At 44.8% G+C, this 14,624-nt stretch carries 17 protein-coding genes; 2 read left to right on the top strand and 15 right to left on the bottom strand.

Going from position 1 to position 14,624, the window contains the following annotated elements; all coding sequences use genetic code 11:
* The 14 genes from priA to SORDD27_RS00975 all read right to left on the bottom strand — a co-directional run.
* Positions 1-1,413: replication restart helicase PriA (gene priA / locus SORDD27_RS09900; protein WP_155718879.1), on the bottom strand; the 1,413-nt coding region annotated here is incomplete at its 3' end.
* A gap of 66 nt (positions 1,414-1,479) precedes the next feature.
* On the bottom strand, positions 1,480-1,794 hold the full coding sequence (gene rpoZ, locus SORDD27_RS01035) for a DNA-directed RNA polymerase subunit omega (RefSeq protein ID WP_002874282.1): 315 nt from the start codon (positions 1,792-1,794) through the stop codon (positions 1,480-1,482).
* Between the two features lie 24 nt (positions 1,795-1,818).
* Positions 1,819-2,445, bottom strand: a complete 627-nt coding sequence (gmk, locus tag SORDD27_RS01030; RefSeq protein ID WP_049521923.1) for a guanylate kinase — start codon at positions 2,443-2,445, stop codon at positions 1,819-1,821.
* 134 nt (positions 2,446-2,579) lie between these two features.
* Positions 2,580-4,193, bottom strand: coding sequence for a ribonuclease Y (locus SORDD27_RS01025; RefSeq protein WP_061426817.1), 1,614 nt, complete (start codon positions 4,191-4,193; stop codon positions 2,580-2,582).
* 203 nt (positions 4,194-4,396) lie between these two features.
* Positions 4,397-5,494 carry a nucleotidyltransferase gene (locus tag SORDD27_RS01020; RefSeq protein ID WP_061426815.1) on the bottom strand — a complete coding sequence of 366 codons (1,098 nt, stop codon included), beginning with the start codon at positions 5,492-5,494 and terminating at the stop codon, positions 4,397-4,399.
* Positions 5,495-5,503: 9 nt separating this feature from the next.
* Entirely contained in the window at positions 5,504-6,244 is a 741-nt protein-coding gene (locus SORDD27_RS01015) for a class I SAM-dependent DNA methyltransferase (RefSeq protein WP_061428021.1), read from the bottom strand.
* Positions 6,245-6,564: 320 nt separating this feature from the next.
* On the bottom strand, positions 6,565-6,918 hold the full coding sequence (gene rsfS / locus SORDD27_RS01010) for a ribosome silencing factor (protein ID WP_061426813.1): 354 nt from the start codon (positions 6,916-6,918) through the stop codon (positions 6,565-6,567).
* On the bottom strand, positions 6,919-7,512 hold the full coding sequence (gene yqeK, locus SORDD27_RS01005) for a bis(5'-nucleosyl)-tetraphosphatase (symmetrical) YqeK (protein ID WP_061426811.1): 594 nt from the start codon (positions 7,510-7,512) through the stop codon (positions 6,919-6,921). It abuts the gene before it with no gap.
* The gene (locus tag SORDD27_RS01000; protein WP_000963715.1) at positions 7,512-8,141 is read right to left on the bottom strand and encodes a nicotinate-nucleotide adenylyltransferase; all 630 of its coding nucleotides are present in this window, start codon (positions 8,139-8,141) and stop codon (positions 7,512-7,514) included. The genes yqeK and SORDD27_RS01000 overlap by 1 nt, the downstream gene beginning before the upstream one ends.
* Before the next feature lie 50 nt (positions 8,142-8,191).
* A complete protein-coding gene (gene yhbY / locus SORDD27_RS00995) occupies positions 8,192-8,503 on the bottom strand; it encodes a ribosome assembly RNA-binding protein YhbY (RefSeq protein ID WP_000060171.1) in 312 nt (103 codons plus the stop codon).
* A 213-nt stretch (positions 8,504-8,716) separates the two neighbouring features.
* Complete coding sequence (yqeH, locus tag SORDD27_RS00990) at positions 8,717-9,823, bottom strand: ribosome biogenesis GTPase YqeH (RefSeq protein WP_061426810.1); 1,107 nt, start codon at positions 9,821-9,823, stop codon at positions 8,717-8,719.
* Positions 9,824-9,825: 2 nt separating this feature from the next.
* Entirely contained in the window at positions 9,826-10,353 is a 528-nt protein-coding gene (locus tag SORDD27_RS00985; protein ID WP_061426809.1) for a YqeG family HAD IIIA-type phosphatase, read from the bottom strand.
* Between the two features lie 14 nt (positions 10,354-10,367).
* A complete protein-coding gene (locus tag SORDD27_RS00980; protein ID WP_049477879.1) occupies positions 10,368-11,276 on the bottom strand; it encodes a magnesium transporter CorA family protein in 909 nt (302 codons plus the stop codon).
* A 57-nt stretch (positions 11,277-11,333) separates the two neighbouring features.
* A complete protein-coding gene (locus SORDD27_RS00975; RefSeq protein ID WP_061426808.1) occupies positions 11,334-11,894 on the bottom strand; it encodes a mechanosensitive ion channel family protein in 561 nt (186 codons plus the stop codon).
* Positions 11,895-12,043: 149 nt separating this feature from the next.
* Between SORDD27_RS00975 and sstT the strand changes: the two genes are divergently transcribed.
* Positions 12,044-13,255 (top strand): serine/threonine transporter SstT, encoded by a 1,212-nt coding sequence (gene sstT / locus SORDD27_RS00970; RefSeq protein ID WP_061426806.1) that lies wholly within the window; start codon positions 12,044-12,046, stop codon positions 13,253-13,255.
* Positions 13,256-13,304: 49 nt separating this feature from the next.
* Positions 13,305-14,279, top strand: coding sequence for an aromatic acid exporter family protein (locus tag SORDD27_RS00965; protein ID WP_061426804.1), 975 nt, complete (start codon positions 13,305-13,307; stop codon positions 14,277-14,279).
* Positions 14,280-14,395: 116 nt separating this feature from the next.
* On the opposite strand, the gene SORDD27_RS10070 is transcribed toward SORDD27_RS00965, so the two are convergent.
* The coding region (locus tag SORDD27_RS10070; protein WP_231069257.1) for a transposase at positions 14,396-14,624 on the bottom strand (229 nt) is incomplete at its 5' end.

The following is a 14,624-nucleotide window of genomic DNA, read 5'->3' as shown; positions in this document are numbered from 1 at the left end:
GTTTGATGTCTCTATTCTCGTCCGATATACGTACCGAAAGTCAATCACTTGAACCTCAGGAATAGTGGCTAAAGGATTGGCCCTTTGGGTCAGGCGTAAGTGTTGATAGACACCTTTGCCAGCCCGCGCACGACTCTCTAAGCTCGGTGTTGCCGAACCAAGGACCAGGGCTGCTTGATTATACTGGGCCCTTAGAATGGCGACCTCTCTAGCATGATAACGGGGATTGCTGTCTTGTTTGTAGCTAGCTTCATGTTCTTCATCGATAATCATGACACCCAGATTTTTCAGAGGAGCAAAGATAGCTGATCGAGCGCCAACAACAACTTGGGCATCGCCACGCTCAACCTTGCGCCATTCGTCGTACTTTTCACCATTGGACAGGCCTGAGTGGAGAATGGCTACTTTCTCGCCGAAACGAGCAATAAAACGCTCCGTCATTTGTGGCGTCAGAGAAATCTCAGGTACCAGCAAAATAGCCGTTTTCCCCTTGTCCAAGGCCCCTTGGATAATCTGCAAGTAAACCTCCGTTTTCCCACTTCCTGTAATCCCTTGAAGGAGGAAAGGAGGCGGTTGACTGCCAATAGCACTGACAACGGCATCACACGCCTTTCTTTGTTCTGGATTCAACTCCAAAGGTTGGCTCGCTTCAATGCCTTCAAAATAAGTAGCTGAGCGTTGCACTTCCTTTTGGACTATGGACACAGCTCCTTGCTCCACAAAGAAGTTGACTTGCTCGCGTGAGTAGGACTCTAACAAACTAGCCAGAGGAGCACTCTCAGGATGAGACAGCAAATAGTCTCTCAGCTCTGCCTTTTTCTTAGCACGCGCAGAAATCTCAATCTGCTCTAGCTGAGTAGCATCAACCTCATACCAAGACTGGGTCTTGACTTTCTTTTGATCGACTGCCTGGTATTCTAAGCGGAGTAGCCCTTTCCTGGTCAAGCGCATCATTTCTGCCTGTTTGGCAAGGTCTAGAGAAGAAAAGACTAGCGCATCTTCTGAACCAAACAGACGCTCTCGGTCTGACTGTCTCAGACCTTCCAGAGGATAGAGAATCTTATCATAACTGGAGTTTAAAAATCCTGGAAGCATGGCTTTTAGAATGGAGATTTTGTAAGAAAAGACGGACTTGCGTAGCTCCTCAGCCAGCCAGAGTTGCTCCTGGGTCAAGACGGGAGAAAAATCCAGCACCTCCGCAATCTCTTTCAAGTCCTGACCTTCCATCTCTTCATCTGACTGGGACTCCAGGCCCAGAACAATTCCTTGGATCAAGCGATTGCCCTTGCCAAAAGGAACATGGACCCGCATACCGGCTTCCAGCATCTCTACAAATTCCTCAGGGACCTTGTAGCTGTATGGCTGGTCTGTCTGCATCAGGGGAACATCCACGATAATCTTTGCAATAACCATCTTCTCACCTCCTTCTTGTCAGTACATTCTTGCAATAAGAAAAAATAAGATTGACGTCCCCCAACCTTAAATTTTTTCACCATCTTCTTTTTCTTTAGCGATTTGCTCTTTGATTTTCTTTTCTTCTTCTTCTTTGCGGCGTTTTTCTTCTTCGATACGGAGACGAACCGCTTCACGTTTTCCTTCTGGATCTGGGTGAATGGTTACATTTCCTGACTCGATTTCTTCCAAAGCGCGAAGAGTTGATTTTTCAGACTTAAACTCTTGAGTTGCTGGCGCACCGGCTTCTAGTTCGTGGGCACGCTTTGCTTCCAAGATTACGAGTGAATATTTTGATGGCACCTTGTCTAGCAAGGTATCGATAGAGGGTTTTAACATCATTTGCTTGTACCTGTTTCCTATAGTTTATCGAGTAGTTGGAGATTTTGGCAACATCTCCTGGTAATGACCAATGACACGGTCCACACGGAAGTGTTCTGCTTCGATCACACGCTTGACACGTTCAGCAGCGAGGGGCACCTGATCGTTGACAATGGCATAATCATACTCACGCATGAGGGCAATTTCTTCCTTGGCTTTTTCAATTCGTTGGGCAATCACTTCAGCGCTATCTGTTCCACGACCTACCAAACGATCTTGCAATTCATCCAAATCTGGTGGTGTTAGAAAGATAAAGACAGCATCTGGAACCTTTTTCTTAACCTGAAGAGCTCCTTGCACTTCAATCTCAAGAAAGACATCGATTCCCTTGTCCAGAGTTTCATTGACATAGGTCAGAGGAGTTCCATAGTAGTTACCGACATATTCTGCATATTCCAACATCTGACCTTGACGGATCAGCTCTTCAAACTCTTCACGAGTACGGAAGAAATAGTCCACTCCGTCCACTTCACCAGGACGTTGCGCGCGCGTCGTCATCGATACAGAGTATTGAAATTGATTCTCAGAATTCTCAAAAATCTCTCTTCTAACCGTTCCTTTCCCAACTCCTGAAGGACCAGAAAAAACGATTAGCAAGCCTCGGTCTGCCATTATGTCTCCTTTAGTTAGTCTGTGAAATAAAGTAAAATTTCTCTCGGATACTGATGATAGCGTCAGTTATCCTTCTACAGTCTTTCTATCTAGTGTAACAAAAAAGCAGTAATTTTTCAACTGCTCTTTCTTATTTATTTAGCATAATCTACTGCACGAAGTTCGCGGATTACGGTTACCTTGATATTTCCTGGGTAATCGAGATTGTTTTCAATTTTCTCACGAACTTTGTGAGCCAAGATTGTGACTTTGTCGTCCTTGATTTGTCCTGGATTAACCATGATACGGATTTCACGTCCTGCTTGAAGGGCAAAGCTATTTTGCACTCCTTCAAAGCCATTGGCGATTTCTTCCAAATCATGGAGACGCTTGATGTAGCTTTCAAGAGATTCACTACGAGCACCTGGACGGGCTGCACTCAAGGCATCTGCTGCAGCAACGATCACTGCAATGACGCTTTCGGCTTCCACATCGCCGTGGTGGCTAGCAATGGTATTCACCACAACTGGGTGTTCCTTGTACTTACGAGCCAATTCCGTACCAATCTCAACGTGGCTACCTTCAACCTCGCGGTCAATAGCTTTCCCGATGTCGTGAAGGAATCCAGCACGACGGGCAAGAGCTGCATTTTCACCAAGTTCACTGGCGATGATACCAGATAACTTAGCAACCTCAATCGAATGACGCAAGACATTTTGTCCATAAGAAGTACGGAACTGCAAGCGTCCCATGATCTTCATCAAGTCTGGATGGAGGTTTGGCGCACCAATCTCATAGGCAGCAGCCTCACCATATTCACGGATTTTATTGTCAATCTCTTGACGGTTTTTCTCCACCAACTCCTCGATACGAGCTGGGTGGATACGGCCATCCTTGAGCAACATTTCCATGGTCATACGAGCAATTTCACGACGAATCGGATCAAATCCTGACAAGGTTACCACTTCCGGTGTATCATCGATGATGACATCAACCCCTGTCAAACTTTCAAAGGTACGAATATTTCGACCTTCGCGTCCGATAATGCGTCCCTTCATGGTATCGTCTGGTAGATGAACTGTAGAGTTTGTTGACTCTGCTACATAGTCACCAGCGATACGCTGCATAGCCTGAACCAAGATATCTTTGGCAATCTTGTCTGAACGCTCCTTCACTTCTTGCTCAGCCTCACGAATGCGGCTAGCAATTTCCTTGCTCAAGTTTTCCTCTGTCTGAGCCAAGATAATATCTCGAGCCTCAGTTTGGGAAAGGGAACTGATACGTTCAAGTTCAGCTTCTTTTTGTCTTTCGACTTCCTCTAATTGCTCTTCACGTGCATCAAGGTTTTTTGCTCTATCAGAAATACTTTGTTCTTTTTGTTCAAGTGTTTTTTCTTTGTTCGTCAAATTGTCGTCTTTGCGGTCAAGGCTCGCAGCTCTCTCCGTCAAACGACTTTCAATTTGCTTGAGCTCCTGACGTTCTGACTTAAATTCAGCGTCCACTTCTTCACGGTATTTTCTGGCTTCCTCTTTGGCCTCCAATAGTGCTTCTTTTTTAAGAGACTTGCTTTCGCTCTTGGCTTCATTTAGTAATAAATCCGCTTCGCGCTCAGCTTGTCCTCGTAAATTAGTTGCTTCTTGTTCAGCATTTAGAAGCATCAACTCTGCAGCTTCTTGAGATGATTTCATCTTAGCTGAGATGCTGACATATCCAATGACTAAACCAATGATGACGGCAAAAACAGCAATCGCAAGTGTCATGATTTCCATGTTTTTACCTCATTAAATTTGTTTATCGAATGACATACATTCCTTAATATTCTATCATAAAAAACCGATTTTCACAAACCCAAATTGAAGAGTTTTGTGTGAATTTTGGAAGAAAGTTCTGAAATCACCAAACAAACTTTCTAACTCTTAAAAATGAGATTTTCATTAAAACATACAATAAAAAAGCCTACCTTTCAGTAGACTTAGTTTGATTCGATTTTGATAGGCACTCTGCCGAAATTCTGCTCTACGATGCTTGGCTGTCCTAGTTGGTAAATCTGATCTGCCTTTTGGGTCATGGTATCCCAAGGTTCTTTGCCAATTCGGCTGACTAGATGGACCTGCTCTTTCAGAGACTTGAGATGTTGTCTGCCTTTTTCTGTAAATCCTAGGACATGGATGGCTTCTGGCAAATCACTTTCTCTGGCCTGCACCAAAATATAGGTCAAGAGGCGTCTGACACGCGCTTTTGTGTAACGTTTGGTCGCAACTACCTCGACCAATTCCTCCACAGACTGGACCGTCTTGATGGCATCCTTGATGCGTACAGCCATTTCTTGATTGACCTGATAGATGGCGGTTAGGTCTGAATTTGACAAGATTTGATAGCGGAGCAAGGGAAAATAGTCATCCCAGCTCACCTTACTGGTCTGCTCAAAGAGGGCAACAGAAGGCATAAAGCGTTCTAAGAAACCTTGGTCTGATTGATGCTGACGAAGGGCTGTCGCCGAGGCAAAGTCCACATCCTTGTCCACAGAATGATAACCCGCTCCTTGACGCTGAATCGGATGCAACTTGATGTTTCGTCCCGCAACTGCCTTTGCATAGGCCAGAGCAAGAACATGATTGGGCGTGTTGCCAGAAAAATCCAGACCTGCAAATTCCTTCCACATGGCTTGGGTTTTCTGAGGATAGGAGAGGGAATCAGGCAGATTTTCCACAAAATTCTCCATCTCAGCACCTTGCTCCGTGTATAGGTCAGCAATTTTCTGATAATCCAGAACTTCCTCCGTCCCGAAAGCTAGAGTATCAATCCCCAAGCGAGCCAAGATATCCACAGCTCCTTGACCGAAGAAATCAGCTGCCTGAACACTAACTAAAAAGGGCAATTCCACGACCAAGTCTGCGCCATTTTCCAGCGCCATCTGGGTCCGTGTCCACTTGTCCACGATAGCCGGCTCTCCTCGTTGCATGAAATTTCCAGACATGGCAACGATTTTCAGTCCCTCCGCCTGCTCCAGCAGGTATTTGTGCCCATTATGAAAAGGATTGAACTCCGCGATAATACCTGTGATGATCATAGAAATCTCCTACTTCTGCGCGACAAAAAACCAACGGGTGCTAGTTTCTGTTGGTTCCTTGTCCTCAAAGTCCGCATAGAGTTTGAAAGACTTGAAACCGGCCTGTTCCAGCAATATATCATAGGTCAAGACCTCATAGGTCCGCTCCTCATGCACTTCATCGTGGCGACTAAAGGAACCGTCAGCCTCCTTGATAAAGAAGGTCAACTCATGCACGATGGAGTGAGGTGCTTCGTCCTCATAGGTGTCCCAAAGCATGGCAAAATCTTCCGCATTTTCATGATAAGAATAGCCTGGAAAAACCTCATCCGTCTGGTAGGTTGAATGCACGTCAAAGATGAAAACTCCGTCTTCATTGAGGGCATTATAGACTTCCTTAAAGACGTCTCCTACCTCTACCTCATCCTGCATGTAGCAGATAGAGTCCGAATAACACGTGACAAAGTCGTATTGACCTGCCTTGGACAAATCCAGCATATTGCCTTCAATAAAATCAATCTTTTGCTTGGCTGAAGCAGCTCTCTTCTCCGCAATCTTCAACATATCCGCGCTCAAGTCAAGTCCTGTCACATCAAAGCCAGCCTGAGAAAAGCGGACAGACTGGATACCTGTTCCACAAGCCAATTCCAAAAGCTTCTTTCTCTCCTTGGTCTTAGGCAAATGACGCAGAGAAAAATCCGTCCATTTATCATATAAACTATCATCCATCACAGCATCGTAAACAGCCGCAAAGGTTTCGTAAGTTGCCATAATCATGATACCAAGTCCGCCCGTAATCGGAATGAAAATTAGGAGCTTGACGATGGAGCCGAGCTCCAAGGAAGGCTATCTATTTTCCGGCGATTACAGGACGGGTTCAAATCCTTTCTAAGATACAAAGAGCGTTAAAAGCAAGGAGAAAATAGGAAACTTTCTGCTGTATCGTCAGATACAAAGGAAGTTACTCTTTTTCTCGCAGCTTTTAGCTCATGTTCAGTTTCGAGATGAACAAAACACAACGCTCTCACCTTTCTATCCATTTTTTCTAAAATAAGCAAATAAACCCAGTTGACTGCAACTGAGTTCATCTACTAGGCCAAGGCTTCAGAAATATCTATAGACTCCGCCTCATGCCACAGTTTTTCTAGGTTATAGTGGGCACGCATTTCTTCTGAGAAGATATGCACAACGACACCACCGAGGTCTAGTAAGACCCAACCTCCAGCTGCATCGCCTTCAACATGGCTACCTTTAAAGCCAGCTTCAGCTACTTTTTCACGAATATTGTCAGCGATAGCGTCCAACTGACGGCTATTCATCGAGCTCGTGATGACAAAGTAGTCCGTCACGCTGGTCAAATTCTGTACATCAAGTGCAAGGATATCCTCCGCACGTTTCTCATCAGCCGCTTTCACGACTAGTTCTAGTAATTCTTTTTCGTTCATTTAGTCCTCTTTCAAATAGTGCACAAAGGCGTTATAGGTTTCAATGGTTTGGGGATAGATGGGAAATCCCTGATGAGCTAGATGCTCCACGGTACGAGCTGTTTCGTAGGCCACAGCCTTATTAAGTGACAAACTTGCAATTTCACGCGCCTGGTCCACTCCTGGAAAGGCACGATTGTGCTCGATATAGTCGGCTACATAGATAACCTTATCTAGGTCTGTCATCTGTCCAGCACCGACTGTATGGATTTCAATAGCTCGCAGGATTTCAGGATCATGCAAATCCAAATCTTCCTGAATCTTGTAAATTCCAACCATCCCATGCCAGACATTATTGCCCCAGTTTTTGAGGTCAGGGTCTAGCTGATAACGGTCAATCAAGTCTAGAAATTCCTGATCTGACAACTTTTTAGCATAGTCGTGGAGAAGGCCTGCTAGGCCTGCTTTCTCACTATCTACAGCAAAACGATGAGCCAGTTCTATGGCCGCACGCTCTACACCCAGACAATGGGTTAAGCGTTTTTCAGGCAGAAGCTCTGCCATTTTTTTCAACAAAGCCTCGCGGGAGCAGTTGATATAGTCTTGGTATGCCATCAGTAAAGCCCCTCCTTCTCGATGTAGTCTAGCACTGGCTGAGGTAGGAGAAAGTTAGGTTTCCGACCTTGGGCAATGAAGTCACGCACCATGCTGGACGAGATGTCCATGAGAGGCACATCCACCCAGATAACTGGATAGGAAGTCCCTGCCTTGTAGCGTGGACGCTGAACCCCTACAAACTGAACCATGTCGACCAGCTCATCAATTCGGTACCACTTAGGCAGATAGTCCACCATATCAGCCCCGATAATGAAGTAATAATCCGTATCTGGATGTTGCTCTGTCAAAATCTTCATGGTGTCGTAGGTGTAGGAAATGCCCTTACGCTCTAACTCAATGGTTTCAATGTCCAGACCTTCAATCCCCTCAATCGCCAACTCAAGCATCTTGAGCCGATGGTGCTCGGGAATGGTTTCCTTTTTATCTACATGAGGTGGTTGGTATTCGGGCATAAGCAGGACCTGATCTAGTCCCAACTGTTGTCGTACTTGGTCCGCCACAACAAGATGAGCATTGTGAACAGGGTTAAAATTTCCGCCTAAAATCCCGACTTGTTTGCGTTTTTTCTCCTTGATTTCTGGCTCCAACTCTACCTTGGTAAAGGGAGTCAATAATTCGATTGCCATAGGCTCGTCTTCCTTTAATTCTCTGTAAAAACAGTTGTTTGGAGTAGGTTTTAGATTTCTTTGACTTTCTTGGAAATCTTGCGATTTTCTTTCTTGCTAGATTGTTTATACAAAATCAAGATGCGTCCGATTTTTTGGACTGTATCCACACCGATTTCTTCTTCCAAGATTTCAGCTACTTCGTGGATGTTTTCATCTGTGTTTTGCAAGAGTGTAACTTTAATCAATTCGCGAGCGTCAAGAGCTTGGCGAACGCTGGTTTTGATTTGGTCGTTAAGTCCATTTTTCCCGATTTGGATGATGGGTTTGAGGGTGTGTGCCTGACTGTTGAGGAAGGCACGTTGTTTTGATGTTAATGACATAATTTCTTTAAAAGAGTTTCTTTTAATACTTTTCTGAAGTGGTGACGGACGTCAGCAAAGTCCTTCGGACTTTCATGACTAAAATTTGAGCCTAAGGTCTCAAATTTTCCGCAGTTGGTACAACTCCTTGTACCAACTGACACCACGGCGAAAAGTATTCGTTATGGGCTCGCAGAGCTCGCCCTAATCCAGACAACTCTTTCCTTTCTGTGTTTAAATGATTGCTTTTCGTGTGACGACTGCGACGCCTTCTGGTGCCCAGACGGCGACTTTGGCGGTGCCTGTTACGCGGATCCAGCCGAGTCCTGAGATGACTAAGTCAGTCTTGTCCTTGATGGTAAATATATGCTGGACTAGTTTTGGAAAATCTTCTTTTTCCTTGCTATTTGGTGGTGTCAAAAGAGTTCCAAGGTGTTTGTCATAAAAGGCACTAGCGCCTTCTAGCTTGGTACGGTGGAGTTTGAGTTCATTGTCAAAGAAAGCAGTAAATCCTTGCTTTTCTCCTGCAATGAAGTCAAATCGTCCAAGACCACCTAAAAACAGGGTTTGTTCAGGGTTAAGTTGATAGGTTTTGGGCTTGATTTCCTTTTTAGGGCTGACATACTTGAGGTTTTTAGCCGTCAAGTAGTGGGCCATCTGGTGGCGGTGGATAATCCCCGGTGTATCGTAGATATAAGATCCGTCGTCAAGTGGGATCTCAATCTTGTCCAAGGTTGTCCCTGGGAAGCGTGAAGTCGTGATGACATTCTGGTCACCCGTGATTTCTTGAATAATGGCATTGATGAGGGTTGACTTTCCAACGTTGGTCACACCGACTACGTATACATCACGGCCCTTACGGTAGTGTTCAATCTTGTCAATGACTTCCTTAATGGCATGCTTGTTTTGGGCTGAAGTCAGAACGACATCTACTGGACGAAGTCCTTCTTCGTGGGCACGTTCCATGAGCCACTGGCTAATCTTGCTCGGTTTAACAGACTTGGGCAGAATATCTTTTTTATTTCCGACCAAGAGAACATCATTGCCCGATACAAAGCGTGGCAAGCCTGGGATGACAGAGCCATTAAAGTCAAAGATATCAATGACATTGACCACCAAGGCATCACTGTCTCCCACTTCGTGCAAGAGCTTGAGGAAATCATCATCTGTCAGCTGCACATCTGTAATTTCATTGTAATGACGGAGACGGAAACAGCGTTGGCAATAGACTTCGCCTGTCTCCAAACCTTTTTCGAGTGCCGACTGGGGCGTAAATCCAAGACCAGCCTTGTCTGTCGTCTGAATGGTTGCTCCACAACCAATACAGAGAATTTCTTCCATAGTTAGATTCCTTTTTTATATGTAATCGGTCCGTACTTTTCAGTAATTTGTTTCATGACACGGCGCTCGCGAGCTCGGTTAATCTGCGTCTTGATGGAGTCGTGTTGGACCAAGGGTTTGACTAAGATCGAGCGAATACCTGCACGGTGCGCTGCACGAATATCGGTCATGAGCTGGTCACCGACCATGACCACTTCGTTTTTCTCATACTGGAATTCCTTCATGGCACGGTCAATTCCAAATGTGAAGGGCTTAAGAGCCCAATAAACATAATCAATTCCAAATTTCTCAACTGCGCGTTGGACCCGTTTTTTGGTATTATTTGATACCACGATGATGCGAATACCTGCATCCCGAAGGTCATGTAGCCACTGTTTCATCTCTGGCGTCCCATCAGGGTTGTTCCAAGCAATGAGGGTATTGTCCAAATCGACCAAAACAGCCTTGATCCCCTGCGCCTGCAGGCTTGGGACTGTCAGATCATAGACTGCTTCCACAGCAAAATCTGGCATATAGTTTTCAATTGCCATTCTGGCTCCTTTTCTTAACTTTTTTTCGCAATTTTTCTCAAAATCAATGACAAGACCAGCCATAAGACCGCGCTAGCCAAGCTGATGTAGACCCAAGCATAGGGCTCGTCTGTAAAGGGAAGGGGAACATTCATCCCGAAAAAGCCCGTCACTACCGCCAAGACTGCTAGTAAAACTGAAATGATGGTCAAGGTTGTCAAGTTATCATTCAGGTTGTTGTTTAGGATATTGTTGTAAGAGGCTGATAGTTGTTGCAGAACTTGAGAGATCAAATCGGTCATCGAAACCAACTGATGAGCCTCAATCATGGCATCATCAAACTGTTCTCTCTCAACTTCGTTAAATCTGCGATAAAGGGCATGTCCTTGGATATGTTCTAGCAACATGCGATTTTGCTTGGCTGCCGCTGTCAGATAGACCATACCAGTTTCCAAGTCGGAAAGGGCAAAGAGGTTTTTCTTGGTCGTTCGCTGACGCAAGAGGCCATTGACCTCATCTTTACTTTTATCCATCTGCTCGATGACAGGATAGTAGGCATTGCTGATGATTTCCAGACTAGCAAAGAGAAATTTGTAAATAGAAAGCATATCATGACTCTCTAAATAACGTGTCATCTGTTCAATCACATAGGCATTTTTCTTATTACTAATCGTAATCAAGCGATGATGTTCCACGATAAAGGTCATGGGAAAAGCTTCATAGTATTCCTTATCCTTTTTCAAATCCAATACATTGTAGATAAAGGTGACGGTTCCACTTTCGCGGTGGTAGTCCATGTGGGCGCGCTCATTTCTATCCAGAGCATACTCGATGGTTTCCTTGTCCAATCCATAGATTTCAGAGAGATCTTCTAGTTTTTTCAATTTTCCCAAATCTAGGTTAATCCAAGTGCATCCATTGCCCAACTGCTTTTCTACAAACATATTTTCTCCTTTACCAAACTCTTTCTATTGTACCACAAATCTGCCAAAATAGCAGACCTACTCTGTGCGGGAAAAGTTGCTGACAACAGTGATATTTCGGTTAGGAACAAAGTGAAGGGCTTGATCGTCACCTCGCAGTTGCGTTGTACGGATCCCTACGCTAACAACCTTGCCAGATACGGTAATCGGTCCATTTGTGAGAACCACTTCATCACCCACATCAAGCTGGCGTTCAAAGAGGATGAAAAAGCCATTGATGACATCAGATAGAAAGCCTTGTGCTCCCATCCCAATGGCAACCCCAGCAATCCCTGCCCCAGCAAGGAGGCTGGAAACTGGCAGTCCTAAAATAGACAGGATGCAGTAGAGCAGAAAGAAATAAAGAATGTAGTTAAAGACATTCTCCAGCAAACGAGAAATGGTCTTTTGTCTCCCTGCATCTCGATTTGAAAATTTAAGTGAGGGCTTGACAATCTTTCGGACAGTCGTATGAAGCATCTTTTTAACTATATAAAATAGTAAAAACAAAATCAAAAGAGAAATCACCTTGGTCAAGAGATTCTCGAAAATAGTTGTTAAGTCAAGTCTATCAAAATAGCGTTGAAAAAAATCTTGCATATAAAACTCCTTTTTCCTATTATACCATAAAATCGTCCTTCTCTTTTCTTTCATAATTATTCAATTATCGGCCCTTTTTTCAAAATATCACTTGCCTCTATAGCATATTTATACTATAATTATAAACAATACATTTGAAGGAGACTGCTATGAAACGAATCATTAGAGTCTGGACCAAGGCAAGCCTCATCAAACGAATCCTTATTGGAATGATTTTTGGAGCGACATTGGGGATGCTCTTTCCAAACCTTACAGGAATTGGTCTGCTTGGAGATCTCTTTGTAGGCGGACTGAAAGCTATCGCTCCTATTCTAGTTTTTGCTCTTGTTGCCAATGCCCTTTCCCAGCACCAAAAGGGGCAAAACACCAATATGAAGACGGTTATTTTCCTATACTTGCTTGGAACCTTTGCTGCTGCATTGGTGGCCGTTCTAGCTAGTTTCTTACTGCCTGTGCAAATCACCCTGACCAGTGCAAATACAGAAGTTGCTGCTCCTGACGGTATCGGTCAAGTCCTCAGCAACCTCTTGCTCAAACTGGTGGACAATCCCTTGAATGCCATTGTTGAGGCCAATTATATCGGAATTCTCTCTTGGGCAGTCATCTTTGGCTTGGCTATGAGAGAGGCAAGTAAACACAGCAAAGAATTACTGAGAACCATGGCGGATGTCACCTCTAAAATTGTCGAATGGATTATCAACTTAGCTCCCTTTGGGATTTTAGGCTTGGTGTTTAAGACCATCTCTGACAAGGGCATTGCCAGTCTGGCCAACTACGGTGTCCTCCTAGGACTCTTGATTGCTACCATGGCCTTTGTAGCTCTCATCGTCAACCCACTCATCGCCTTTCTCTTTATGAGGAAAAATCCCTATCCCCTTGTTTTGAAATGCCTACGTGTCAGTGGTATTACAGCCTTTTTCACTCGTAGCTCTGCCGCCAATATCCCTGTCAATATGAAACTCTGTCAAGACTTGGGACTGAATCCTGATACCTACTCTGTCTCCATCCCGCTTGGTTCGACTATCAATATGGCTGGCGCTGCTGTTACCATAAATGTCCTGACTCTAGCTGCTGTCAATACACTCGGAATCTCGGTAGACTTTGGGACAGCATTTGTGCTCAGTGTAGTGGCTGCCATTTCTGCCTGCGGTGCTTCCGGGATTGCTGGGGGATCCCTTCTCCTCATTCCTGTCGCTTGTAGCCTCTTTGGGATTTCCAACGACTTGGCTATGCAGGTTGTCGGAGTCGGTTTTGTGATCGGTGTCGTTCAAGACTCCTGCGAAACAGCCCTGAATTCTTCAACAGATGTCCTCTTTACAGCGGTTGCCGAGTATGCTACAAACCGAAAACTTCGCCCCTAGTCTCTGACTCCTCGTTAAATACTTGATTCTATTAGTTTAGGAAATTTTCATGTCCCTCACTCAACGTACAACAAAACTGATCTTAGCGACCTGTCTCGCTTGTTTTCTCGCTTATTTTTTAGATTTATCATCAGCAGTTTCAGCTGGAATTATCGCCCTCTTAAGCCTCTCCGACACGCGCAGAAGCACGCTGAAATTAGCACGTAACCGCCTCTTTTCTATGCTCCTAGCGCTCGCTATCGGTGTTCTAGCCTTTCAGCTGACAGGCTTTCACATTTGGAGTCTGGGCCTCTATCTGGCTCTCTATGTCCCTCTTTCTTACAAAATGGGTTGGGAAATCGGCATCACTCCTAGCAGTGTCTTGGTCGGTCATCTCTTGGTACAGGAGTCTACTTCCCCAGAGCTCTTGCTTAATGAAGTGCTCCTCTTTCTCATCGGGACAAGCTTTGCTCTATTGGTCAACCTTTATATGCCCTCTCGTGAGAAAGCCATCCAAAGCTACCACCTTCAGGTCGAGGAAAAGTTAAAAGACATCCTGCTTCGTTTTAAATACTATCTGTCGCGAGGAGACGGACGCAATCAAGCCCAACTCGTTGACCAATTAGACAACCTCCTCGATGAAGCTCTCAAACTGGTCTACCTGGATCACTCGGATCACCTCTTTCACCAGACGGACTACCATATCCACTACTTTGAGATGAGGCAGCGACAAAGTCGTATTCTGCGAAATATGGCCCAGCAGATTAATACCTGTCATCTGGCTGCAAGTGAGAGTTTGATCTTGGCCCAGCTCTTTTTTAAGATTGCTGCCCAGCTAAGTCAGACCAATCCTGCTCATGACCTACTTGATGACATCGATCGCTATCTGCAAGTCTTCCGCAATCGGAGTCTCCCTAAAACACGTGAGGAGTTTGAAACCCGCGCCACCCTCCTGCAGCTACTACGCGAAGCCAAAACCTTTATCCAGGTCAAGGTCGATTTTTACCAGAAATATGGAAATCATAACCACCCGTCTAACGGGTGATTTGCACCAGGGCTATAAGCCCAAATTACCAGCCAGCGCCTTTAGGCGCTGGCTTTCACGTTGTTCAAGCCTCATTGCTCTTGACTCGTCAATTGCCTCTTAAAGAGGCTTTAGTATTACTTACCACTATCCCTAAAGGGATCCTCATATTCTTTTACACTTAATTTATCTAGTGCTATATCATGCTTTTCCTGTTCTTGAATATATTTCTTAATTGTGGCTTCATTAAGCCCTACTGTACTTACATAATAACCTTCTGCCCAGAAATGCCGATTCCCAAACTTGTACTTGAGGTTGGCATGTTTGTCAAACATCATGAGTGCACTTTCACCTTTTAAATACCCC

Source organism: Streptococcus oralis, assembly GCF_001579025.1.
GTDB classification, from domain to species: Bacteria; Bacillota; Bacilli; order Lactobacillales; family Streptococcaceae; genus Streptococcus; species Streptococcus oralis_X.
The sequence above is the reverse complement of the archived record's forward strand: the minus strand, read 5'-3'. Positions and strand labels throughout refer to the sequence as shown.